Source organism: Pseudomonas sp. Sample_16, assembly GCF_004307665.1.
Classification (GTDB): domain Bacteria; phylum Pseudomonadota; class Gammaproteobacteria; order Pseudomonadales; family Pseudomonadaceae; genus Aquipseudomonas.
On the sequence record NZ_RCOB01000066.1, the window covers coordinates 40,458 to 64,238 of the forward strand.

Consider the following 23,781-nt stretch of genomic DNA (forward strand, 5'->3'; position numbering starts at 1 on the left):
AGCCTGCTCGCGATAGGGCTCTCACATTCAACATTTCTGTCGACTGTCAGACCGGTATCGCGAGCAGAGCTCACTCCTACAGGGGTATTGCGTTTTTACTTAGTGGAACAGTACCGCCGTCTTCTGCAGGGTCACCCACACACCCCACGCCAACGGAATACCCACCGCCAGCCAGGCAGCAATTGCCAGAGGCTTGGTGCCCGGCGCCGCTTTCCACTCCAGCGACGTGCTGGCATCAGCACCTTTGTCGTGGCCCAGCGCCTGTTCGGCAGCCAGTTCAGCGTCGGTCATGAAGTACTTGTCGGCCACCGGACGCACCAGCAGGTTGCAGATGAAACCCAGCACCAGCAGGCCGGCAAGGATGTACAAGGTGATGTCGTAAGCTGCGGCACGTTCAACGCCGATGCTCAGCTGATATTCACGCAGGTAGTTCACCAGCACCGGACCCAACACACCCGCCGCTGCCCACGCGGTCAGCAAGCGACCGTGGATAGCACCGACCATTTGCGTACCGAACAGGTCCGCGAGATAAGCAGGAACGGTGGCAAAACCGCCGCCGTACATCGACAGGATGATGCAGAACGCGGCCACGAACAGCGCGACGTTGCCCAGGTGGCCAAGATTCGGAATCAATGCGTACAGCGCAAAGCCCAGGGCAAAGAACACGAAGTAGGTGTTTTTACGGCCCAGGTAGTCCGAGAACGATGCCCAGAAGAAGCGGCCACCGATGTTGAACAGGCTCAGCAAACCGGTGAAACCGGCGGCGATCGCGGCGATCGAAGCCAATTGACCTGCATCCAGCTGACCGAACGGCAGATCGTTGCCCAGCAATTTGCCGCCGAACACTTCCTGCAACAGCGGCGAAGCCATGCCGAGGATGCCGATACCTGCGGATACGTTCAGGCACAGCACCAGCCACACCAGACGGAATTGCGGGGTTTTCCATGCCACGTTCACGTGTACATGACGGTTGGTGATCATGGCGTTCGACGCTTTTTTCGCAGGCGCCGTCCAGCCTTCAGGCTTCCAGCCGGTTGGCGGCACGCGGTAGGACAGTGCGCCACCGATCATGAACACGAAGTAGATCGCGGCCATCGCCACGAAGCTCTGCCATACGCCAACGCCTTCTGGCGAGCCGAAGTGGCTCATCAGGGCAGTCGCCAACGGCGCTCCGACCATCGCACCACCGCCGAAGCCCATGATCGCCATGCCGGTCGCCATGCCGCGCTTGTCCGGGAACCACTTGATCAGGGTCGACACCGGCGAGATGTAGCCCAGGCCCAGGCCGATACCGCCAATGACCCCGGAGCCGATCCACATCAGCCAGATCTGGTGCGTGTAGATGCCCAGCGCCGAAATCAACAGACCGCCGCACCAGCACAGCGCCGAAACAACGCCGGCCTTGCGTGGTCCGGCATGCTCGAGCCAGCCGCCCCAGATCGCTGCAGAGCAACCCAGGAAAATGAAGAACAGGGTGTAGATCCAGCCGAGCATCGAGATCGGCCAATCGCATTGCGAGGAAAAAACCTGAGCGATGAAGCTCATGTCCGGCGCACAGGCCAGCGGCTTGCTGAGACCCAGTGCCTTGGACAAGGGCAACCAGAACACCGAAAAGCCGTAGGCCATGCCGATGCAGAGGTGGATGGCCAAGGCGGCCGGTGGCACCAGCCAACGGTTGAAACCGGGCTTGGCGATAATGCGTTCCTTGGACAGGAACGCGGGCTGGTCGGCGTAGCCGTCCGCCGCGATACTCGTGGTCATTGTGTATCCCCCAATTATTAGTATGGTTCGCCAGGTGCTCTTCATCCCCAGCCTTTATGCGCACGCATGACTGTTTTTTTACGATGAAGCTCCATTTTGGTGCGGCATCAAGTCGCAGAAGGACCGACGAACGGGCGAAGGTTACCATTTGCACGTGACAGAAAAACCAAAGTGCTATCAGTTTTTTGTACGTTATCCGATCTCTTGCGTGCAGAAATCGCCTGCCGACGATCGCCAAACGGCCGACTGAACATGCCGCCCGACACTCGGTCCGAGTGATCACTGACCGGTCGTCTCTTTCGGAGCGCTATACTCCCCGGCTAAATTTCGAATTCGACTAACTACAAGGACTCGCCCATGAAAGCGTTCGGCAAAATCCTGGGTCTGGTACTTCTCGGGCTGTTGCTGATCATTGTGGCGCTGGGCTTTGCCCTGACCCACCTCTTCGATCCCAACGACTACAAAGACGAGATTCGCCAGATTGCCCGCGACAAGGCCCACATCGAGCTGACGCTCAATGGCGATATCGGCTGGAGCCTTTTTCCGTGGCTCGGCCTTGAATTGCACGACGCTGGTGTCGCGACCCTGGCCAAGCCCACCGAACCGTTTGCCGACCTGCAGATGCTCGGCCTGTCGGTCCGCGTACTGCCACTGCTGCGCCGCGAAGTGCAGATGAGCGACGTGCGCGTTGAAGGTCTCAATCTACGCCTGAACCGCGACAAGGATGGCCACGGCAACTGGGAAGACATCGGCAAGGTACCAAAGCCTGCGAACCCGGACACCGCACCGGCGACCACCAGCGAACCCGAGCCGCAAACCACCGCACAGGCCGATAAACCGGCCCAGCCGATTCGCCTGGACATTGACAGCCTGACCGTCAACAACGCCCGCGTTGAGTACAACGACGAAAAAACCGGCAAGCAATTCAGCGCCGAAAGTATCCAGCTGAGCACCGGCCCGGTGCATGACTCCACCAACATTCCAGTCAAGCTCACTGCATTCCTCGGCACTAACCAGCCGGTTCTGCGAGTGCGCACCGAGCTCAATGGCGAACTGCGTTTCGAACGTGCTTTGCAGCGCTACAAACTGGAAGACATGAAACTGTCCGGTGAAGTGGCGGGCGATCCACTTCAAGGCAAAACCATGACCTTCGCCGCCCAAGGCCAGTTGTTGCTGGACCGGGCGGCCAATGTCGCCGAGTGGACCGGCATCAGGGTTTCCGCCAATCAGTTGCGTGCGCTGGGTGAGTTGAAGGTCAATGATCTGGACAAGACCCCGCAAGTCAGCGGTGGCCTGTCGGTCGCCCAGTTCGACCTGGCAAAATTCGTCGACAGCATCGGCCAGACATTGCCGGCCATGGGCGAAGGCAGCCTGAGCAAGGTGGAACTGGCTACCCGTCTTACGGGCACGCCTTCCAGCCTCGTCCTGGACGACATCAACCTGAAAGTCGATGACAGCACCTTCAGCGGCCGCATTGCCGTCGAAGACTTCGCCAAGCAATCGTTGCGTGCAACCCTCAAGGCAGACACTTTCAACGTCGACCGCTATCTGGCGCCGAAGTCGGCCGAAGCCAACAGCACCAAGCAAGTGCGTCAGGCCGAAGTCGCCAGCACCGAAGCCGATGCCATGGCGGGCGCCGGCAGCACACCGCTGCCGCCATCGCCGACCAAAGAAGCCTGGAGCAGCGAGCGCCTGCTGCCGGTGGAACGACTGAGCAAGCTGGATGTGGACGCCGATCTGACTTTTGGCCAGTTGACCCTGGAAAAACTGCCGATCCACAACGCCGTACTCAAGGCCAACGGCCAAGGCGGTTTGCTTACCCTGACCAGCCTGCGCGGTGATTTGTACGAAGGTAACTTCGACGCCAAGGGCACCCTCGATGTGCGCCAGCAAGCGCCCGTGCTGAATTTGCAGACGCAGATCAGCCGCGTACCGGCGGAAAAAATCCTCGAAAGCCAGGGCAAGAATCCGCCGGTCAAAGGCCTGGTCACGCTCAACAGCAGCCTGACCGGCAGCGGCAACAGCCAGAAAGCGCTGATCGAAACCCTCAATGGCAACGCCAGTTTCGTCATCAACAATGGGGTGTTGCTCAATGCCAACCTCGAGCAGCAATTGTGCAAAGGCATCGCCACGCTCAACCGCAAATCGCTCAGTGGCGAGCCACGGGGCAAGGACACACCGTTCCAGGAACTCAAGGGCAACCTGAATTTCCGCAACGGCGTGGCCAGCAACCCGGACCTGAAAGTGCGCATCCCGGGCATGACCGTCAACGGTGACGGTGATATCGATCTGCGGGTGCTGGGCATGGACTACCGCGTAGGCATCATTGTCGAAGGCGACAAGAGCGACATGCCGGACCCGGCTTGCCAGGTGGGTGAGAAATTCGTCGGCATCGAGTGGCCGCTGCGCTGCCGTGGCCCGCTGGAACTGGGTGCCAAGGCTTGCCGACTGGACAACGAACGCATGGGACAGGTTGCGAGCAAACTGGCCGGCGAACGCATCAGCGAAAAAATCGACGAGAAGCTGGGCGACAAAGTCAGCCCGGAACTCAAGGATGCGCTCAAGGGGCTGTTCAAGCGATGAGAGCCGAGCAGTTTTCAATGGCGGTGCTGGACTGGTTCGACCGCCACGGCCGTCATGACTTGCCCTGGCAGCAGGACATCAACCCGTATCGGGTGTGGGTCTCGGAAATCATGCTGCAGCAGACCCAGGTCAGCACCGTGCTCAACTACTTCGACCGGTTCATGGCTTCGCTGCCGACAGTCGAAGCCCTGGCCGCTGCGCCGGAAGATGAAGTGCTGCACCTGTGGACGGGCCTGGGTTACTACACTCGCGCACGCAATCTGCAGAAGACCGCGAAGATCGTCGTTGAGCAATACGGCGGCGAATTCCCCCGGGATGTGGAAAAACTCACTGATCTGCCGGGCATCGGCCTGTCCACTGCCGGCGCAATCGCCAGCATCAGCATGGGCCTGCGTGCGCCGATCCTCGACGGCAACGTCAAACGCGTACTGGCGCGTTTTACCGCGCAAGAGGGTTACCCGGGCGAGCCGAAGGTCGCAAAACAGCTCTGGGCGAACGCTGAGCGCTTTACGCCACATGATCGGGTCAATGCCTACACCCAGGCGATGATGGACCTCGGCGCAACGCTCTGCACCCGCAGCAAACCCAGCTGCCTGCTGTGTCCGCTGGAGAAAGGTTGCGAAGCGCACATGCTCGGCCTGGAAACACGCTACCCGATACCCAAGCCACGCAAAGCCATCCCGCAGAAGCGCACGCTGATGCCGATGCTCGCCAACGGCGAAGGCGCGATCCTGCTTTACCGTCGCCCTTCTACCGGTCTGTGGGGCGGTTTGTGGAGCCTGCCGGAACTCGACGACCTCGATGACCTGCAACACTTGGCTTCGCAGCACTCGCTGGAACTGGGCGCACAGCAATCGCTGCCGAGCCTGGTGCACACCTTCAGCCATTTCCAGTTGTCCATCGAACCCTGGCTGGTCCAGGTCCAGGAGGCCGGTCATCACGTGGCCGAGGCCGACTGGCTCTGGTATAACCTCGCCACCCCGCCGCGCCTGGGCCTTGCCGCCCCGGTCAAAACCTTGCTCGAACGCGCGGCCGCCGTATTGAACGCAGGAGAGTCGTCATGACCCGCACCATCATGTGCCGCAAGTACAACGAAGAACTGCCAGGCCTGGAACGCGCCCCGTTCCCGGGCGCCAAAGGCCAGGACATTTTTGACCACGTCTCGGCCAAGGCCTGGGCCGACTGGCAAAAACACCAGACCCTGCTGATCAACGAAAAACGCCTGAACATGATGAACGCCGAAGACCGCAAATATCTGCAGGGCGAGATGGACAAGTTCTTTTCCGGCGAGGAATACGCCAAGGCCGAAGGCTACGTGCCGCCGGCCGAATAACCCACGAATTTCGTAAGCGACGGAATTAATTTAAGAAATTTTAAAAAAGTCGTTGACGTAAATCCGAAAAACCCTTTTAATGCGCCCCGTTGCCCAGATAGCTCAGTCGGTAGAGCAGGGGATTGAAAATCCCCGTGTCGGCGGTTCGATTCCGTCTCTGGGCACCAAATACCGAAAACCCTGAATCGCAAGATTCAGGGTTTTTTTATGCCTGCGGTTTGATGAGGCTCAATCCCGGAGCATCGAAAGGCAAGGCGCCCCTCCCCTCCCGCGCCTATCAATTTTTTGTTCGCAATACCGCACTAGCTCTCGCCATTCCAATGGAAGACCAGGTTACGAGCCGCACCGCTGCCGACATCCGCAACATCACGTCGCACCTCGCCGTTGCGTGTGGCGATGACGTTGTACTTCCCGGCTGGCAATTGCACATACACCAGTGGTCCGGCGTCGTGCAGTGTCAGTACGGTTTGCCCCTGGGCCTTCTCTATGACCACATCCACATCGGGAATGTATTTGTTCTCCGCCCCGATCGCGAAGGTCATGTGCAGGTTATAGCCAGTCGTTTGCTGGATAGCCTTTGCCTCATCCTCGCCAATCCCACCGGACAGATAGGTGATGCCATTTTGTTCCTGCCGCTGAACCTGAACGCCGGAGCTGTCGACGGGCTCAAGACTTGCGGCGGGCGCCATTGCAGGAAACAGCAGCATGCCGATGGCGGCGAGGGGCAACATGAATGAATGGAGGATTTTCATGATGACGACTCCCGGGCTCTGAAAAGCCCAATCGTTACCTGAATTTTGATTTCCCGCGCATTGGTGATGTTTTAGATCGATTGGTACTTGTGCTGACTACGAAACGTACTACGTGATTTGCTCAGCAGACTTGCTCTTCCGTCAGATCGATCCTGCTTGCGGCCCAGGCGATTCCTTCCGATATCTCAGCCGTGCCCTGCATCTTCGACCCAAGCTCTCTTGCCATCCTCTTTTGCCTGATCAATCAGCCGCAGAAGACCTCATGAACGACCTCAGAACCGATGACGCAAAAGACCCGCAACTCGCTTCGCTTGTCGGCAATCTTGGCGAACTGATACGCCAGGCGCGCCAGAAGGTGCTGCGGGCCGTCGACACCATTCAAGTGCAAACCTGTTGGCAGATTGGTCGGCATATTGTCGAATTCGAGCAGGAGGGTGCTCGGCGGGCAGGTTATGGCAAACAGTTACTTCCGACCCTAGCGAAAGTGCTGACAGCGCAGTTTGGGAAGGGCTTTGATGCCTCCAACCTTCGGTATATGCGCCTGTTTTATCAAGCCTTCCCAATTTGTGACGCACTGCGTCACGAATTGAGCTGGACTCATTACCGGCGACTATTGAGAGTCGACAGCGAAAGCGCCCGACTGTGGTACATGAACGAGTCCGCCACTCAAAACTGGTCAAGTCGAGCACTGGAACGCCAGATAAACACACTTTACTACGAGCGCCTGCTTGCAAGCCGCGATCGCGCCCCCGTGATGCTGGAGGCAGCCACCCATATTCAGCAAATGAAGGCCAGCCCTCGGGAGTTCATTCGTGACCCGGTGGTGCTGGAGTTTCTTGGCCTGCCCCATGCCGGCAAGCTTCAGGAAAGCGAAATCGAACAGGCACTGATAGAACAACTGCAAGGTTTCCTGTTGGAGCTGGGCAAAGGTTTCGCCTTCATCGCCCGCCAGCAACGCATCAGCACTGACAGCAAGGACTTCTTCATCGACCTGGTGTTCTACAACTACCTGCTCAAATGCTTTGTCATATTCGATATCAAGCGGGGCGAGCTCACACACCAGGATGTCGGCCAGATGGACATGTATGTACGCATGTACGACGACCTCAAACGTGGAGCAGAAGATGGTCCCACCGTCGGCATCATCTTATGTGCGCAGAAAGATGAATCGGTGGTTCGTTATTCGGTTCTGGAAGGTCACGAACAACTTTTTGCCAGCAAGTACCAGTTGATATTGCCGAGCGAGGAAGAACTGCGTGCAGAGCTTGATCGAGAGCGCGCTCGACTTGACGAGCGACTCCATCAGACACCGTGATGGCTCTCATGGATTGTTCATCCGCAGCTTGAAGACTATCGTTGGCATCTCCCCGCAAAGGTCCAGCGCCCATGAATTTGCAGGACATGCCCCCTCTGGCCCCCGTTCAAATCGAGCTGCCATTGGTAACTGACGCCGTTGCCGAGCCCTTCGAGCAACCCGCAGAAGACGGATTCATCATCGGCGGTTTCACCTGGCGGCACGCTGCCCCCGATAGCTCTCGCCCGGTGGTCATCATCAATGCCGCCACCTCGGTTCGCTGCCGGCACTACTCGCGCTTCGCCGACTACCTGTTCGCCAATGGCCTGGATGTGATCACCTATGATTACCGCGGTATAGGTGAATCACGCCCGCCGTCACTAAAAGGGTTTCAGGCTTCATGGACTGACTGGGGTGCACTGGATTTCGAGGCGATGCTACGGCGCGCAAAGCGCGAGTTTCCGAATCAGCCCATCGATGTGGTGGGCCACAGCTTTGGAGGCTGTGCAGCAGGACTGGGGGCCTCCGGAAATGCGATCCGGCGCCTGGTGACGGTCGGTGCGCAGTTCGCCTACTGGCGCGACTATGCACCGGCCCATCGCTGGCGGATGTTTGGTAAATGGCATGTGCTGATGCCACTGCTGACGATGATCTTCGGTTACTTTCCCGGCAAACGCCTTGGCTGGCTGGAAGACACGCCTGCCGGTGTCGTCCGTGACTGGAGCTTCTCCACTGCACGTTACGAAAAACGCTTCAGCGGCAGCGTCATCCACGCAACCGCCGGTCGCCTGCCCTTTGCTGGCGTGACCGCGCAAACCCTCGCCATCAGCATCTGCGACGATCCCTACGGCACGATCCCGGCCATCGAGCGCCTGCTCGGTTACTTCACCGGCAGCACAAACACCCACTTGCGCATCGCCCCGCAAGACATCGGCGAAACAGAAGTTGGACATTTCGCCTTTTTTCGCAGCGCATACCAAGCCACACTATGGCCCATCGCATTGTCGTGGCTGCAAAACGGCGAGCTGCCCCCCGACACACCCGGGCGGACGGTGCCACGCAGCAATCCTACTTAACGCATACGGAACAACCTCCATGGCCTCCGCCAACAAGCAGCAAAAACGCGCCTCCCGCGCCAAGGCCAAGGCCAAGCAGAACCGCACACAACGCGCTGCCGCGCCGGTCGAACTCGACCCGAACGATGACCGTATCGACTTCGAGTCAGTCGACCTGACTGAACTGTTCAAGAAAATGATCGACGCCGAGAAAGTCAGCCAGCAAGCCATGTGTGTAGCTTTCCTCGAAGACCCGTTGCTGGAACTGGTCTACGAACAGGAAGGCGAAGAAGGCGCGATGGACTTCATCCTGGCGGCGCTGATCGAGTATCGCCAATGGTCCACCGAAACCGACGAAGCCGGCGCCTTGGCGTGGATCGAATCGCCGGCCTTCCAGGCCGACTACGTGGCAGCCTCCGATGCTATCGCCGCGCAAACCCAACAGAAACCGAACTGAGCTCCCATGGCCTCCCTGAACAAGCAACAGAAACGCGCCAAGCGCGCAAAAGCCAAAGCCAAGCAAATCCGCATGGTCGGCAGAAAACCCGCGAACCTGGACGATGATCTCGGCCACCTCGCCGAGCCGATCCCGGAATACACCTTGGCGATGTTCAGCAAGATGCGCGATGCGGAAGCCATCAGCCGCAGTGAAATGCTCTCAGTTTTGCTGACCAACCTGGCCTTCATCATCATCGACCATCCAGAACTGCTGGACATGGAAAACGCCGAAGACGAAGGCATGGCCGCGACTCACCTGGCCGCCGACATGCTGATCGATTACCGCATGTGGGCCGACGGCATGGACCGCGAAACCGCCCAGGCCTGGCTGAGCGAGCCGCAATTCATCACCGACTTCGGCGATGCCTTGGACATCTACAGCCGGTCGCTGGAAGCATCGGAAGAAAAAGCCGAATAACTACCGGGTTTCGGCAAAAAAAAACGGCCGCTTGTCTCCACTGACAGCGGCCGTTTTTTGTGAAGCGGCCAGTCAGAATGATCAGAGACCTCACTCACCACCCGCTTTGTATATCCCATTGACATATCCACAAAAAAATCTACTCTTTGGAGTACACCCCACAATGGCGGAGGAGGCAAAAATGGAACAGACCACCCTTTTCATGAGCAATCGCAGCCAGGCCGTTCGCCTTCCCAAAGCCGTAGCCATGCCAAGCGACGTAAAACGCGTCAACGTAATCGCCATCGGCCGATCCCGCCTCATTACCCCCGCCGAAGAAACATGGGATAGCTGGTTCGACGGGGATAGCGTGAGTGCTGACTTCATGCCTGATCGCGACCAACCCACCGATCAGGAGCGCGAGTCGTTCTGATGATCAAATACATGCTCGACACCAACATCTGCATATTCACCATCAAGAACAAACCGCAAATCGTCAGAGAGGCCTTCAACCGCCATGACGGGCAGCTATGCATCAGTGCTGTCACCCTCATGGAGTTGATCTACGGCGCCGAAAAGTCAGCAGCACCAGAAAAAAACCTTACCGTCATCGAGGGTTTGGCAGCCCGCCTTGAGGTCCTGCCTTTCGACAATGAAGCGGCCGCGCATACCGGAATAATTCGATCCGAGCTGGCGAAGGCTGGAACACCCATCGTCCCATACGACCAAATGATCGCCGGCCACGCGCGCTCACGTGGGTTCATCGTAGTCACGAACAACCTGCGGGAATTTGAACGGGTTCCTGGGTTACGCGTAGAGGACTGGGTGCATCCCCGTTGAATTTAATGAAGACATAAAAAAAACGGCCGCTTGTCATCACTGACAGCGGCCGTTTTTTTGCGTCATGCGCTACGAATCAGTTGAGTACCACCGCACCCGCCTTCTGCAGCTTGCGACGGCGAGCCACCAGCAAACCGGAAGCCACTACCAGAACACTGAGCAGGCCTGTTGCGAGGATTTCCACACGGTGGGCGTCCTGGAACAACATGATGGTCAGGGCCGCGACGATGAAGACGATCACCGCGTAGGTCAGGCCCGGGAACAGCCACATGCTGAAGACGATTTTTTCACCGCGAGCCATGCGCTGCTTGCGCATACGCAGTTGCGAGATCGCGATCACCAGGTACACCAGCAATGCAATGGCACCGGAGCTGGCCAGCAGGAATTCGAACACCGCAGCCGGTGCCACGTAGTTGGCGAACGTGGCCAGGAATGCCGCGCCCGTGGACAACATCACCGCCCAGTAAGGCGTGCCGCTTTTGTTGGTGCGGGTGGAAACGGCTGGTGCATCGCCGCGCTTGCCCAGGGAAAACAACATGCGCGAAGAGGTGTAGAGCGCCGAGTTCAGGCAACTGGTCACAGCAACCAGTACCACGATGTCGACGATCATCTTGGCGTTCGGGATGCCCATGCGCTCAAGCACGGTCTGGTAGGAGCCCAGGCTTGCCAGTACAGGGTCGTTCCATGGCACCAGGGCCACAACGATGAAGATCGATACCAGATAGAACAAGCCGATCCGCCAGATCACCGAATTGGTGGCCTTGGAGATTTGCTTGCCAGGGTTTTTCGACTCCGCGGCCGCGATGGTCACGATCTCGGTGCCCATGAAGGAGAACATGGTGGTCAGGATCGCGCCCAACACCGCACCCATGCCGTTTGGCAGGAAGCCCTGGGTATCGAACAGGTGCGAAACGCCGCTGACCTGGCTGTTCGGCAGGAAGCCGAAGATTGCCGCTACGCCGAGAATGATGAAGCCGATGATCGCCAGGACTTTGATCAGGGCGAACCAGAACTCGAACTCACCATAGTTCTTCACACTGAACAGGTTGGTCACGGTCAGCAGCATGGTGATCACAAGAGCGAAGGCCCAGATGTCCACACCCGGGAACCAGGCATGCAAAATGGTTGCAGCGGCGTTGGCCTCCAGCGGGATCACCAGAACCCAGAACCACCAGTACAACCAGCCGATGGTGAAACCGGCCCAGTGACCGATCGCCCGATCGGCGTATGTCGAGAAGGAGCCGGTGTCCGGCGAGGCAACAGCCATTTCACCGAGCATGCGCATCACCAACACTACCAGCATGCCAGCGGCGGCATAGGCCAACAGCACGGCAGGGCCTGCAGCAGCGATAGCGTGGCCCGAGCCCACGAACAGGCCGGCGCCGATAACCCCGGCGATCGACAGCATGGTCACGTGACGCGGTTTAAGCCCCTGTTCGAGGCCGTTAGAGCTTTGGGTACTGCTCATTGAAACTACCTTTGTAAGGAAAAGCGAATGCGTGCAGCTCCCGAAGATTCTCTCTTGTAAAAAGAAACAAACGGGGCGTTCCGGAATCTGCACGCAATAATTGCGCCAAAATATTTCAAAACCTTCTAATCCGGTGATCTCATCCTGACCGGACAGTCTTCGCAAGTCATTGAGATTAATGGCAATTTGCCAGAACGTTACCCCGCGACCCACTTTCAGGAACGCATCAAGGCAACAGAAACACACTTCAAAAACGCTCAGCGCACAATAAAAGTGCGTTTGGCCGGTTAGCGCTTCCCACCCCCTGCCAAAGCTGGCAACATCGCGCCCTTTTTGTGAAAGCCACTGGGTTTTTGAATTGAAACTCAGGTTCAAACGGCTGTTCGGTTGTTGATGGGGCGACAGTCTGCTGTGCCGATGCGACAACCTGCCACATGCCACCCGTTTACTGCCCCCAGCGCTGTTGGCTGCCTTGGAAACGCTATGCTAGCTTGGCCGCCTCGCCAGGAAGGCCACCAACAGCAGGAGCGAAACACATAATGAGGAACGCACATGGCTGAGGCCACGCCCGCGCTTGAAATCCGCAACTTGCACAAACGCTACGGCTCGCTTGAGGTGCTCAAAGGTATCTCGCTGACCGCTCGCGACGGCGATGTGATCTCGATCCTCGGCTCCTCCGGCTCCGGCAAGTCCACGTTCCTGCGCTGCATCAACCTGCTGGAAAACCCGCATCAGGGCCAGATCCTGGTGGCCGGCGAAGAGCTCAAGCTCAAAGCCGCGAAAAACGGCGAACTGGTGGCCGCCGACGGCAAGCAGATCAATCGTCTGCGCAGCGAGATTGGTTTTGTGTTTCAGAACTTTAATCTGTGGCCGCACATGAGCGTGCTCGACAACATCATCGAAGCCCCGCGCCGCGTGCTCGGCCAGAGCAAGGCCGAAGCCATCGAAGTGGCCGAAGCCCTGCTGGCCAAGGTCGGCATCGCCGACAAGCGCCATGCCTACCCGGCGCAATTGTCCGGTGGCCAGCAACAACGCGCGGCCATCGCCCGCACCCTGGCCATGCAACCCAAAGTCATCCTGTTCGACGAGCCGACCTCCGCGCTTGACCCGGAAATGGTCCAGGAAGTACTTAATGTCATCCGCGCACTGGCCGAAGAAGGCCGCACCATGCTGCTCGTGACCCACGAAATGGGCTTCGCCCGTCAGGTCTCCAGCGAAGTGGTGTTCCTCCACCAGGGCCTGGTAGAAGAGCAAGGATCGCCACAGCAGGTGTTTGAAAACCCGCTTTCGGCGCGCTGCAAACAATTCATGTCCAGCAACCGCTAACGGAGCTACCCACATGCAGAACTTCAAAAAGGTCTTCCTGGCTGCCGCCGTCACCCTCGCGTTCAGCGCCGGTGCCATGGCCGAAACCCTGAAGATGGGCATCGAAGCGGCTTACCCGCCGTTCAACAATAAAGATGCCAGTGGCAATGTCGTCGGCTTCGACAAAGAGATCGGCGACGCCCTGTGCGCCAAGATGAAAGTCGAGTGCACCGTTGTCACCTCCGACTGGGACGGCATCATTCCGGCCCTGAACGCCAAGAAGTTCGACTTCCTGATCTCCTCGATGTCGATCACCGACGAGCGCAAGCAAGCGGTGGACTTCACCGACCCGTACTACTCCAACAAACTGCAATTCATCGCGCCGAAAAACGTCGATTTCAAAACCGACAAGGCTGCGCTGAAGGGCAAAATCATCGGCGCACAACGCGCAACCCTCGCCGGCACCTTCCTCGAAGACAATTATGGTGACGACATCACCATCAAGCTCTACGACACTCAGGAAAACGCCTACCTCGACCTGACTTCCGGTCGTCTGGACGGCATCCTCGCCGACAAATACGTCAACTACGAGTGGCTGAAAAGCGACGCCGGCAAATCCTATGAATTCAAGGGTGACCCGGTAGAAGAAAGCGACAAGATCGGTATTGCCGTACGTAAAGGCGACCCGATCCGCGAGAAGCTCAACGTCGCGCTGAAAGAAATCGTTGCTGACGGTACCTACAAGAAGATCAACGACAAGTACTTCCCGTTCAGCATCTATTGATACTGACCTGCCGGACCGACGCCGCCTTCTGACGGCGCCGGTTCTTGGCATTGCCTGCCGCGATTTGAAAAGAAATCCATGATTATCGACCTCTACGGATTCGGCCCGGCGCTCGCCGCTGGCGCGCTGATGACTGTGAAACTGGCACTCTCGGCCCTGTGCCTTGGGCTGGTGCTCGGTCTGCTCGGTGCCTTGGCCAAGACTTCCCCGTACAAGCCTCTGCAATGGCTTGGCGGCACTTACTCGACCCTGGTTCGCGGCATCCCGGAATTGCTCTGGGTGTTGCTGATCTACTTCGGCACGGTCAATTTGATGCGTGCCCTGGGTGAGTTTTTCGGCAACCCCGACCTTGAACTCAACGCCTTCGCCGCCGGCGTGATTGCGCTGGGCCTGTGCTTCGGTGCCTACGCCACCGAGGTATTTCGCGGCGCGATCCTCGCCATCCCCAAAGGCCATCGTGAAGCCGGCGTGGCATTGGGCCTGTCGAAGTGGCGCATTTTCACCAAGTTGATCATGCCGCAGATGTGGCGCATCGCCCTGCCCGGCCTGGGCAACCTGTTCATGATCCTGATGAAAGACACCGCGCTGGTTTCGGTGATCGGCCTGGAAGAAATCATGCGTCACGCGCAAATCGGCGTGACCGTCTCCAAACAACCGTTCACCTTCTATATGGTCGCCGCGTTCATGTACCTGGGCCTGACCGTTCTGGCCATGACTGGCATGTACTTCCTGGAAAAACGCGCCGCTCGCGGCTTCGCGAGGAGCACCCAATGAACTGGGAAGTGATCATCAAGTGGCTGCCGAAACTGGCTCAAGGCGCCACCCTGACCCTGGAACTGGTGGCCATCGCAGTGATCGCCGGCCTGCTGCTGGCGATTCCGCTGGGCATCGCCCGCTCTTCGCGCCTGTGGTGGGTGCGGGCGTTTCCCTACGGTTACATCTTCTTTTTCCGGGGTACGCCGCTACTGGTTCAATTGTTCCTGGTCTACTACGGCCTGGCGCAGTTCGATGTGATCCGAAACAGCTCGATGTGGCCGTACCTGCGCGATCCGTTCTGGTGCGCCACCGCGACCATGACCCTGCACACCGCTGCCTACATCGCCGAGATCCTGCGCGGCGCCATTCAGGCGATTCCACCGGGCGAGATCGAAGCCGCCCGAGCGCTGGGCATGTCCAAGACCAAGGCGCTGATCTACATCATCCTGCCGCGCGCGGCGCGTATCGGCCTACCGGCCTACAGCAACGAAGTGATTCTGATGCTCAAGGCCAGCGCCCTGGCCAGCACCGTGACCTTGCTCGAACTGACCGGCATGGCGCGAACCATCATCGCCCGGACCTACCTGCCGGTGGAGATCTTCTTCGCCGCCGGCATGTTCTACCTGTTGATGGCTTATGTGCTGGTACGCGGCTTCAAGCTGCTGGAGCGCTGGTTGCGCGTCGATGCCTGCCAGGGACGTTGACTCACAAGTATTGACGGGCGAGGCCCTGCTCGCCCGTTTCATGCGCCTGGATGCGTTTCTGATAGAACATCAGGCCCTGTGGAAGCCTCGACCGTTCACACATCTTCAGCTGCCGTGGGAAATGTCCCACCCGGAACTGGCAGCCTGGCTACGCGGGCGGTCATTGGAAGATGCGGAACACGCTCACAACCAACCAGCCCTTCTGAACGCGCCGGAACCCTTTGCATCATTGGCGGCGATGTCTGCTGCACTCAGTGCCGTGGGTGAACTGCCCGCCCATACTCTCGCCACAGCGGGTCATCGATTGAATGTCGACGTACCGGGACGCAAGTGGCAACAAATCGAAGCCTTCGCCAGCCGCTTGCAATTCGCCGATGCTCCCGGGCATTGGCTGGATTGGTGCTCGGGCAAAGGGCATCTTGGACGCCGATTGTTGCAAGCAGGCCAACAGCTGACCTGCCTGGAATTTGACCCTGCGCTGGTTGCCAGCGGCCAGGCCCTCAGTCAACGGCATCAATTGCATGCGTTGCATGTTGAACAAGACGTGCTCGACACCACCGCGGCCTCGTTACTGGGCTCTGAGCACACACCCGTTGCCCTGCACGCTTGCGGTGATCTGCATGTACGATTGATTCGGCTGGCCAGTGCCTCTGGCTGCAGGCAGCTCGCAATCGCTCCTTGCTGTTACAACCGGACAAGCCTGGTTGATTACGCCCCCATGTCCTCTGCCGCCCAACGCTGCGGCCTGCAACTGTCGCTCGACGATCTCGCGCTGCCCATGAGCGAAACCGTCACCGCTGGCGCTCGCGTTCGTCGTCAACGCGACCTGTCCATGGCCCGACGCCTGGGGTTCGATCTGCTGCAACGGGAACTGCGGGGCATCGACGAGTATCTGCCAACCCCCTCCCTGCCCACCGCCTGGCTGGACAAATCCTTCGCCGATTACTGCCATCATTTGGCCGAACTCAAAGAGTTATCCACAATCGCCCCGCAAGACTGGTCGGCACGTGAAGCCGCTGGCTGGCAACGACTGGCGCACGTGCGCAATCTGGAGCTACTGCGCGGGCTGTTCCGACGCCCATTGGAAATGTGGCTGGTTCTGGATCGAGCGCTGTTCCTTGTTGAACAGGGATACTCGGTTCGCCTCGGAACCTTCTGCGAAAGCCCGCTCACACCCCGAAATCTACTGTTACTGGCAGAACTCCCATAAAACGCGACAGCCTGTGGATAACTCTGTTGATGAAATTATCGTGGATCCAATATTTACAGCTGTTTCAGGGGTGAAACCAATCTGTTCAGTTTTCGTACAGCCCAATAAAAAACCCGAAAAACAGGCATTTGCGAACAGATGAGAACGAATCCACAAATCCTCATCAAATCCCGTGCATCTGAAAATCCGTTGTGCATAAGCATTCAATCAAAAGGACATAACTGCCAGAATTGGGTCGGCATGGGCAGAATATGCAGAAGCTGACTCGCCTTCGAGAAATGCGAATCAGCCGGCATGGACAGGGGAATTTGAACGGCACCAGCGGCTGTCTACCAACTCCGCCAGATAGGGCGTTTCTCAAGGCCCGATGACGACTCGGGCGTGTCAGAAATCAGCAACAGAGGCTTGCGCAAAAATAGTCAGAATTCAGGGGTTTACAGAACCTGCCCAATCGCTATAATCGTCGCCCTGACACGCCGGTATAGCTCAGATGGTAGAGCAACTGACTTGTAATCAGTAGGTCCCGGGTTCGATTCCTGGTGCCGGCACCATACAAAACAAAGCCCTCGTAGAAATACGAGGGCTTTGTTGTTTCTGGCATTTACCAGTCAGAGCTTAGTGACCCGCGCTCTGCCCGCCATCGACGTGGAGGATTTCGCCAGTGACGAACTTGGCGTTGTCCAGGTACACGACGGCTTGGGAAATGTCATCGATTTCGCCCATGTGCCCGACCGGGTGCAGCGCGCCCAGGGCGGCGTGGGTTTCTTCGCCGTGCATTGGGGTCTTGATGATGCCAGGGCTGACCGCGTTTACCCGGATACCGCGTTTTGCGTACTCGATGGCCAGGGATTTGGTCGCCGCGTTCAAGCCACCTTTGGTCAACGATGCCAGTACCGATGGCACGCCGTCGATGGCGTGGTCCACCAGGCTGGTGGTGATGTTGACGATGTGGCCGCTACCCTGTTTCTCCATCTCGTTGATGGCCAGCTGGGTGATGTAGAAGAAACCGTTGAGGTTCACCGACAGCACGTTGGCGTAGTCTTCAGCGGTGTACGCGGTGAATGGCTTGGCGACGAAGATGCCCGCGTTGTTGACCAGGGTGTCGACGCGGCCGAAACGGGCGACTGCTTCACTGATTACGCGCTGGGCGGTTTGCGGTTCGCCGATGTCGCCGGCCACGGTGAGAATGTCAGGATCGGTCGAAGGTTTGATCGAACGCGAGGTGGCGACGACTTGATAACCGAGTTCACGGAAAGCCTTGACCATGCCATCGCCCAGACCTTGGGATGCGCCAGTGATTACGACAACTTTTTTCGAATTGCTCATGATAAATACCTCTAACTAAAGTGGGGTTTGAAATTTGATGAATCAGGCTTCGGCAGATGCCTTGGCCATTTGTCTCAACATCTGTTCGTAGTACTCGACCGATTGCGAACCGGACACCAGGTGCCGACCGTTCAACACCATGGCAGGAACCGAATTGATGCCGTGCTGTTGGTAAAACGTCTCCAGTTCACGCACCTGGGCAGCAAATTCGCCGGATGCCAACACCTGGCGTGCGCGCTCCTCGTCCAACCCGGCTTCACCTGCCAGGCGCACCAGCGTCGACTGGTCACTCGGGTTCGCGCCTTCGCTGAAGTAGGCACGCAACAGGATCTTCTTCAGTGCCACCTGGCGTCCTTCTTCCAGCGCCCAGAGCAGCAGGCGGTGAGCGTCGAAGGTGTTGTAGAAGTGCGTACGTTTTTCCAGGTCGAACTTGAAGCCGATGGCATTGCCGCGCTCGATCTGCATCGCTTTGCCATTGGCGACGTCCTGAGCGGTACGTCCGTACTTGCGCATCAAGTGCTCGACGGCTTTTTCGCCTTCGGGTGGCATGCTCGGGTTGAGCTCGAAAGGCTTGTAAGTCAGCTCGACCGACACCTCACCCGCTACGTTCTCGATCGCCTGCTCCAGCGCCGTCGCGCCCAGAGCGCACCATGGGCACACCACATCGGAGACGAAATCGATGGTGACCGACGGCGTCATGACTGCCCCTCTTCCGCCAGCTGCTTGCGGTACTGAGTGGTGGTGATCCCGGCGTAGCCCCAGTTATCGGTATCGACTTCCTCGATCACGATATGGGTCAGGTCAGGGCGTTTGTTGAGCACGCGCTCCAGTGTTTCAGTGATCTCGGCAATCACCTGAGCTTTCTGCTCAGTGGTAACGCCATCGCGGGTGATGCGTACGCTTACGAAAGGCATGAGGGAAACTCCAGTGACCTTCCCGTCGGGATGATGGGAGAGGCGTTGGAGCTCAATGTATGGCGTTAGCTGGAGGGGATAAAGATGGGGATGGGAACATCATTAGTAACGCAGTGTAATGAGTAGATCTGAGGATGATCGAATTTGAAAGCCAGCAAAAAGCCCCGAACCAGTCGCAATGCAGTTCACTTAAGAGAACATCAGCATTCTGTGGCGAGGGAGCTTGCTCCCGCTGGGGCGCGAAGCGGCCCAAAAAGGGACTGCTGCGCAGCCCAGCGGGAGCAAGCTCCCTCGCCACGGGTATCGTGTTCGTCGTTAAGTGAACTGCATTACGAACCCGTCGGGGCTTTGCTTTGACACTCAGCCTTGAATCAGGCCTCGATACCGCAACCCATCATCAGAAAATATTGATCGGGTAATCCACAAACACACGCACTTCGTTACCGCTGACGTTGTACTCGCTCGACTTCTGCGACACGCGCAGGATCGAACTGCGCAGTTTCACGCTGAGGTCTTTCGCCGGGCCGCTTTGTACGACGTATTTGAACTGGTTGAAGATTTCACGCTCGGTGCCGCCTTCGCTGGTGGACGTGGTGATGTTGTCACCGCGCACGTAGGCGAAGTTGTAGCTCAGGCCTGGAACACCGAAGGTCGTGAAGTCCAGACCGTAGCCCAGTTGCCAGCTGCGTTCGTCTTCGGCGTTGAAGTCGGACCAGTAGGAGTTCGCCAGGTAGATGGTATTGCCACCGTCGCCGATGCGGTTCTGTTCTTTTTGGTAGCCGCCGTAGGCATAGCCCAGGTTGCTGTCTCCGGTGCTGCGCTGGTGCGCGAGCGTGAACGAGTGTGGACCGGTGGCGAAGGTGGCTGCCAGGCTCCAGATCTTGTTGTCATCGCCGGTGACGCCGTTGTCGCGAACGTAGGAATCGTCCAGCTTGGTACGGTAGCCGTTGAAGTCCAGGGTCAGGGACTGATCCTTGGCGAGCGGGAACACGTAGTTGGCGTTCACGTACTGCTTCTTCAGCACGTCTTCGACGTCCGATGCGTACAGGGACGCCTTGAATTGTTCGGTGAACTGATAGCTGCCGCCCAACACGTTGATCGACTTCAAGCCGCCGCTGTCACGACCTTCAGCGCTCTTGCGCGATTCAGCGGTGAAGCGACCGGCATTCAGCTCCAGGCCCTTGATCTCCTTGGAGGTGATCAAAGTACCGGTGTAGCTTTCCGGCAGCAGACGCACGTTGTCGTAGCTCAATACCGGCAGGGCCGGCATCTGGTCGCCATAGGTCAGTGTGGTGCTGGACAGACGGAATTTGACGGCCGCGCCGCCCTTGGACAGATCGTCCGCTGCGTTGCCGCTGTCACCTTGTTTAAAGAAATCGATGCCCTGAGCGCCGCTTTTGCCCTTGCCACCGTCCAGGCGCAGCGCGTACAGACCAAAGGCATCCACGCCCACACCGACAGTGCCCTGAGTGAAGCCGGAAGAGAAGGTACCGATGGCCGCTTGGCCCCACTCGGCTTTGTCGGCTCGCCCATCCTTGTAATCACGGTTCATGTAGGCGTTGCGCAGCAGCACCTTGAGGCTGCTGTCTTCGACAAATCCCTTGGATTCGGCCTGGTCGTTAGCCATGGCCTGTGTAGCGCTCAAAATCCCCAGAGCGATCAAACTGATTCGCTTGTTCAACATTTTGTTTTCCTTATTACGGGTTGAAACGCGCTGTGTCGAACGGCTGAAACGGCACTATCGCGCTCTTTTTTCGTTCCGCAAACAAAAAGGCCCGCACACGAATTCTCGCGGCGGGCCTTTTTCTTATTTTTTTTAGGCATGGCGGTTGGCCACAGGCGTTGGGCAGAATCGTAGCTGCGGTCTCCACAATGTGTCAATTTCATGAATCGTCTGGAATTAGGCGAAAAACATCTAAGAAAGCCCTTTACGCGGCAGAAACATTCAATTGCACTGTATTTCCCCAGTCAAACTTGACGCTCCACAATCGACGATTCAGTGGGCGCCACAGCGGGATATAGGGTGATAACCGGTAACTAAAATCTCTAAAACGACAAGAGCAATGGTGATCGCTAAACTTCGCGCAAAAAAAAACGCTGCCATCCTGGCAGCGCTTTTTTTTTGATCAATCCGTTGTTTTTCTTTTTATCCTTCCATCACATCCCACAACGCATCCAGTTCCGCCTCGCTGAACAAACCAGCGGGGTAGCGCTCGATCATCGTCCGGCGCGGATCAGTTTCACTGATCGGACGCGTTCCATTGGACTTGAACCAATGCGCCAGAATCTGGAGCGATTCGCTGTTTACCGCCAGGGGATGCATTGCCCGCTCGCTCACTACATTCACTTCGGCGTTCATTTCAGCGCTCTCTCCCGGTTTGTGAGCGGCTAACTTATCCAAGGTTTATGACAGAACAACTGAGTTCTCCCCTCCCTGTTTTGCCCCATGTGCAATACAAGAGCTATGCCAATGTGGCTGGATGGTCGACCAGCGGATACAAAAAAGCCCGCAGTCCTTGGTGGCTGCGGGCTTTGGGCGATGCAAAGTACGAAAACGTTTGCCTGAGCCGATTTAGCAATGAACTCAAGCTGTTACAACTGCACTCACTCTTTGTGCGGCGCTGGCTGTTGTTGGGTAAGGCAGTGGATATTGCCGCCTCCCAGTAACAGTTCGCGGCCAGGCACCATCACCACTTCGTGCTGGGGGAACAGGTTCTGCAAAATCTCTTTTGCCGGACCATCAAGCGGGTCGTCGAAACTCGGTGCGATGATGCCGCCGTTGACGATCAAAAAATTCACGTAAGAACCGGCCAGACGTACCGACGGATTGCGCTCCTGGGTGCCATCCACCGGATCGACACCGGCACATTCTTCCTCGGTCGCGTACAGCGGACCCGGAATCGGCATTTTGTGCACTGTGAATGGGCGCCCTTTTGCGTCGGTGCTGCTTTGCAGCACTTTCATCGCCGCCTGGCAGCGCGGGTAGTTAGGGTCCTGCGGGTCGTCAGTCCAGGCCAACAGCACTTCGCCGGGACGCACGTAGCAGCAGAAGTTATCCACATGGCCGTCGGTTTCATCGTTGAACAGACCGTCAGGCAGCCAGATGATTTTATCCACAGCCAGGTTGGCACTGAGCACCGCTTCGATTTCCGCGCGGTTCATGTGCGGATTGCGATTGCGGTTGAGCAGGCATTCTTCGGTGGTGATCAACGTGCCTTCGCCGTCAACGTGGATCGAACCACCTTCGAGCACAAAGCCTTCGGTGCGATAGCGCGGGCTGCGCTCGATCTCGAGGATCTTGCCGCCCACCTGCGAGTCGCGATTCCATGGCGAATACAGGCCACCGTCAAAACCGCCCCAGGCGTTGAAATCCCAGTTCACGCCACGGACTTCGCCGTTGTTGTTGATGACGAATGTCGGGCCGGTATCGCGGACCCAGGCGTCGTCGCTGGACATCTCGACAACGCGGATATTCGGCACGTCCAGGCGGGCGCGGGCGTTTTCATACTGGCCGGCGGAAACCGCCACGGTCACGGGTTCGAAACGGGCAATGGCCTTGGCTACCGCGACGTGCGCGGCTTGCGCCGGTTTGCCGCCCAGGCGCCAGTTGTCCGGGCGCTCGGGCCAGACCATCCAGGTCTGGGTTTGCGGTGCCCACTCGGCCGGCATGTAGAAGCCGTCTGCGCGAGGGGTGCTGTTCAAAGTGGTCATGGCAGTCAGGACTCCAGGGATCCGTCGAGGGTTTTGATAGCACCATACAGGTTCGGACGGCGGTCGCGGAAGGAACCCCAGGCGCTGCGAGTGTGTTCGAGTTTGTCGAGGTCGAAACTGTGGACCAGTACGCCCTCCTCGGTCTCGTTGAGTTCTTGCACCTTCTCGCCGAATTGGTTGGCGATAAACGACGAGCCGTAGAACGTGATGTCGTAGCCGTCCTGCTCCTCGTTGCCAATGCGGTTACTGGCAATCAGCGGCATCAGGTTGGCGCCGGCGTGGCCCTGTTGCACACGCTGCCAGTGATCACGGGACGAAATAGTCTTGTCGTGCGGTTCGCTACCGATGGCGGTCGGGTAGAACAGGATTTCCGCACCTTGCAAGGCCATGCTGCGCGCAGCTTCAGGGAACCACTGATCCCAGCAGATGCCCACGCCGATTTTCGCGTAGCGGGTGTTCCACACCTTGAAGCCGGTATCACCCGGGTTGAAGTAATACTTCTCGTGATACCCGGGACCGTCCGGAATGTGGCTTTTACGATAAATCCCGAGGTTGCTGCCGTCGGCATCGATGATTGCAATGCTGTTGAAACGCGCGCGACCGGCCAATTCGTAGAAGCTGATCGGCAGCACCACTTGCAGTTCCCTGGCGACTTTCTGGAAATGCTTGATCGCGATGTTGTCTTCCACCGTCGTGGCCAGTTGCAGGTAATCCGGATTGGGCTTCTGGCAGAAGTACGGCGCCTCGAACAGTTCCTGGATCAGGATGATCTGTGCACCTTTGGCGGCGGCTTCACGGACCAGCCGTTCAGCCACTTCGATGTTGCCTTCAAGGTCCCAGGAACAGGCCATCTGAGTGGCGGCGACGGTAACGATACGGCTCATGGATCATCTCCGGGCAAGTGCGTGACGTTTGGGCATGGTTGATCCACGCCCTGGCAATGGCGACTTTATATCCGATAAAAATCGGCTTTTAAAGCGATAAATATGCCTTGCGTCTAAAAATACCCACTTAAACCCGATAACAATCGAACTAAAACCCCAAAAACTGTAGGAGCTAGCCTGCTCGCGATAGCGGTTTTTCAGCCACG

General features: G+C 58.0%; 24 protein-coding genes and 2 tRNA genes. 16 read left to right on the top strand and 10 right to left on the bottom strand.

Annotated elements, in window-relative coordinates; all coding sequences use genetic code 11:
- Positions 1 to 99 precede the first annotated feature (99 nt).
- On the bottom strand, positions 100 to 1,761 hold the full coding sequence (locus tag D8U69_RS09350) for an OFA family MFS transporter (RefSeq protein ID WP_056852197.1): 1,662 nt from the start codon (positions 1,759 to 1,761) through the stop codon (positions 100 to 102).
- A gap of 357 nt (positions 1,762 to 2,118) precedes the next feature.
- On the opposite strand from D8U69_RS09350, the gene D8U69_RS09355 reads away from it, so the two are divergent.
- The 4 genes from D8U69_RS09355 to D8U69_RS09370 all read left to right on the top strand — a co-directional run bounded on the left by D8U69_RS09355 (position 2,119) and on the right by D8U69_RS09370 (position 5,844).
- Positions 2,119 to 4,344: an AsmA family protein gene (locus D8U69_RS09355; protein ID WP_130907177.1), complete on the top strand. Its 2,226-nt coding sequence runs from the start codon at positions 2,119 to 2,121 to the stop codon at positions 4,342 to 4,344.
- Positions 4,341 to 5,408 (top strand): A/G-specific adenine glycosylase, encoded by a 1,068-nt coding sequence (mutY, locus tag D8U69_RS09360; protein ID WP_130907178.1) that lies wholly within the window; start codon positions 4,341 to 4,343, stop codon positions 5,406 to 5,408. The genes D8U69_RS09355 and mutY overlap by 4 nt, the downstream gene beginning before the upstream one ends.
- Complete coding sequence (locus tag D8U69_RS09365; protein ID WP_130907179.1) at positions 5,405 to 5,677, top strand: oxidative damage protection protein; 273 nt, start codon at positions 5,405 to 5,407, stop codon at positions 5,675 to 5,677. The genes mutY and D8U69_RS09365 overlap by 4 nt, the downstream gene beginning before the upstream one ends.
- Positions 5,678 to 5,768: 91 nt before the next feature.
- Positions 5,769 to 5,844, top strand: a tRNA-Phe gene (locus D8U69_RS09370).
- A 135-nt stretch (positions 5,845 to 5,979) separates the two neighbouring features.
- Here the strand turns inward: D8U69_RS09370 and D8U69_RS09375 are convergent.
- Positions 5,980 to 6,429, bottom strand: a complete 450-nt coding sequence (locus D8U69_RS09375) for a hypothetical protein (RefSeq protein WP_056852191.1) — start codon at positions 6,427 to 6,429, stop codon at positions 5,980 to 5,982.
- A gap of 262 nt (positions 6,430 to 6,691) precedes the next feature.
- Between D8U69_RS09375 and D8U69_RS09380 the strand changes: the two genes are divergently transcribed.
- From D8U69_RS09380 to vapC, 6 genes are all read left to right on the top strand, one after another.
- Positions 6,692 to 7,744 (top strand): PDDEXK nuclease domain-containing protein, encoded by a 1,053-nt coding sequence (locus D8U69_RS09380; RefSeq protein ID WP_130907180.1) that lies wholly within the window; start codon positions 6,692 to 6,694, stop codon positions 7,742 to 7,744.
- 71 nt (positions 7,745 to 7,815) lie between these two features.
- Positions 7,816 to 8,799: an alpha/beta fold hydrolase gene (locus D8U69_RS09385; protein WP_056852189.1), complete on the top strand. Its 984-nt coding sequence runs from the start codon at positions 7,816 to 7,818 to the stop codon at positions 8,797 to 8,799.
- A gap of 19 nt (positions 8,800 to 8,818) precedes the next feature.
- Entirely contained in the window at positions 8,819 to 9,235 is a 417-nt protein-coding gene (locus D8U69_RS09390) for a hypothetical protein (RefSeq protein WP_056852188.1), read from the top strand.
- Between the two features lie 6 nt (positions 9,236 to 9,241).
- On the top strand, positions 9,242 to 9,694 hold the full coding sequence (locus D8U69_RS09395; protein ID WP_130904476.1) for a hypothetical protein: 453 nt from the start codon (positions 9,242 to 9,244) through the stop codon (positions 9,692 to 9,694).
- A 181-nt stretch (positions 9,695 to 9,875) separates the two neighbouring features.
- Positions 9,876 to 10,106 carry a type II toxin-antitoxin system VapB family antitoxin gene (gene vapB, locus D8U69_RS09400; protein ID WP_130904477.1) on the top strand — a complete coding sequence of 77 codons (231 nt, stop codon included), beginning with the start codon at positions 9,876 to 9,878 and terminating at the stop codon, positions 10,104 to 10,106.
- Positions 10,106 to 10,513, top strand: a complete 408-nt coding sequence (gene vapC, locus D8U69_RS09405) for a tRNA(fMet)-specific endonuclease VapC (protein WP_130907181.1) — start codon at positions 10,106 to 10,108, stop codon at positions 10,511 to 10,513. The genes vapB and vapC overlap by 1 nt, the downstream gene beginning before the upstream one ends.
- A 76-nt stretch (positions 10,514 to 10,589) precedes the next feature.
- On the opposite strand, the gene gabP is transcribed toward vapC, so the two are convergent.
- Positions 10,590 to 11,981 carry a GABA permease gene (gene gabP, locus D8U69_RS09410; RefSeq protein ID WP_130907182.1) on the bottom strand — a complete coding sequence of 464 codons (1,392 nt, stop codon included), beginning with the start codon at positions 11,979 to 11,981 and terminating at the stop codon, positions 10,590 to 10,592.
- A 552-nt stretch (positions 11,982 to 12,533) separates the two neighbouring features.
- Between gabP and D8U69_RS09415 the strand changes: the two genes are divergently transcribed.
- The 6 genes from D8U69_RS09415 to D8U69_RS09440 all read left to right on the top strand — a co-directional run bounded on the left by D8U69_RS09415 (position 12,534) and on the right by D8U69_RS09440 (position 17,291).
- Positions 12,534 to 13,307, top strand: coding sequence for an ABC transporter ATP-binding protein (locus D8U69_RS09415; protein WP_007972784.1), 774 nt, complete (start codon positions 12,534 to 12,536; stop codon positions 13,305 to 13,307).
- A gap of 13 nt (positions 13,308 to 13,320) precedes the next feature.
- Positions 13,321 to 14,070, top strand: coding sequence for an ABC transporter substrate-binding protein (locus tag D8U69_RS09420; protein WP_056852184.1), 750 nt, complete (start codon positions 13,321 to 13,323; stop codon positions 14,068 to 14,070).
- A gap of 78 nt (positions 14,071 to 14,148) precedes the next feature.
- Entirely contained in the window at positions 14,149 to 14,844 is a 696-nt protein-coding gene (locus tag D8U69_RS09425) for an ABC transporter permease (RefSeq protein WP_056852183.1), read from the top strand.
- A complete protein-coding gene (locus D8U69_RS09430; RefSeq protein ID WP_056852182.1) occupies positions 14,841 to 15,530 on the top strand; it encodes an ABC transporter permease in 690 nt (229 codons plus the stop codon). Before D8U69_RS09425 ends, D8U69_RS09430 begins: the two co-directional genes overlap by 4 nt.
- Positions 15,511 to 16,740 carry a methyltransferase gene (locus tag D8U69_RS09435; protein WP_130907183.1) on the top strand — a complete coding sequence of 410 codons (1,230 nt, stop codon included), beginning with the start codon at positions 15,511 to 15,513 and terminating at the stop codon, positions 16,738 to 16,740. The genes D8U69_RS09430 and D8U69_RS09435 overlap by 20 nt, the downstream gene beginning before the upstream one ends.
- 475 nt (positions 16,741 to 17,215) lie before the next feature.
- Positions 17,216 to 17,291: transfer RNA gene (locus tag D8U69_RS09440), tRNA-Thr, on the top strand.
- A 64-nt stretch (positions 17,292 to 17,355) separates the two neighbouring features.
- On the opposite strand, the gene D8U69_RS09445 is transcribed toward D8U69_RS09440, so the two are convergent.
- The 7 genes from D8U69_RS09445 to aguB form a co-directional block, all read right to left on the bottom strand.
- Complete coding sequence (locus D8U69_RS09445; protein WP_130904481.1) at positions 17,356 to 18,066, bottom strand: SDR family oxidoreductase; 711 nt, start codon at positions 18,064 to 18,066, stop codon at positions 17,356 to 17,358.
- A gap of 42 nt (positions 18,067 to 18,108) precedes the next feature.
- Positions 18,109 to 18,765 (bottom strand): DsbA family oxidoreductase, encoded by a 657-nt coding sequence (locus D8U69_RS09450; protein ID WP_130904482.1) that lies wholly within the window; start codon positions 18,763 to 18,765, stop codon positions 18,109 to 18,111.
- Entirely contained in the window at positions 18,762 to 18,980 is a 219-nt protein-coding gene (locus D8U69_RS09455; RefSeq protein WP_056852134.1) for a 4-oxalocrotonate tautomerase family protein, read from the bottom strand. The genes D8U69_RS09450 and D8U69_RS09455 overlap by 4 nt, the downstream gene beginning before the upstream one ends.
- 397 nt (positions 18,981 to 19,377) lie before the next feature.
- The gene (locus D8U69_RS09460; RefSeq protein WP_056852133.1) at positions 19,378 to 20,664 is read right to left on the bottom strand and encodes an OprD family porin; all 1,287 of its coding nucleotides are present in this window, start codon (positions 20,662 to 20,664) and stop codon (positions 19,378 to 19,380) included.
- A 462-nt stretch (positions 20,665 to 21,126) separates the two neighbouring features.
- On the bottom strand, positions 21,127 to 21,339 hold the full coding sequence (locus D8U69_RS09465; protein WP_056852132.1) for a hypothetical protein: 213 nt from the start codon (positions 21,337 to 21,339) through the stop codon (positions 21,127 to 21,129).
- Positions 21,340 to 21,584: 245 nt separating this feature from the next.
- Positions 21,585 to 22,691 (bottom strand): agmatine deiminase, encoded by a 1,107-nt coding sequence (aguA, locus tag D8U69_RS09470; protein ID WP_056852131.1) that lies wholly within the window; start codon positions 22,689 to 22,691, stop codon positions 21,585 to 21,587.
- A 5-nt stretch (positions 22,692 to 22,696) separates the two neighbouring features.
- The gene (aguB, locus tag D8U69_RS09475; protein WP_130907184.1) at positions 22,697 to 23,575 is read right to left on the bottom strand and encodes an N-carbamoylputrescine amidase; all 879 of its coding nucleotides are present in this window, start codon (positions 23,573 to 23,575) and stop codon (positions 22,697 to 22,699) included.
- Positions 23,576 to 23,781 lie beyond the last annotated feature (206 nt).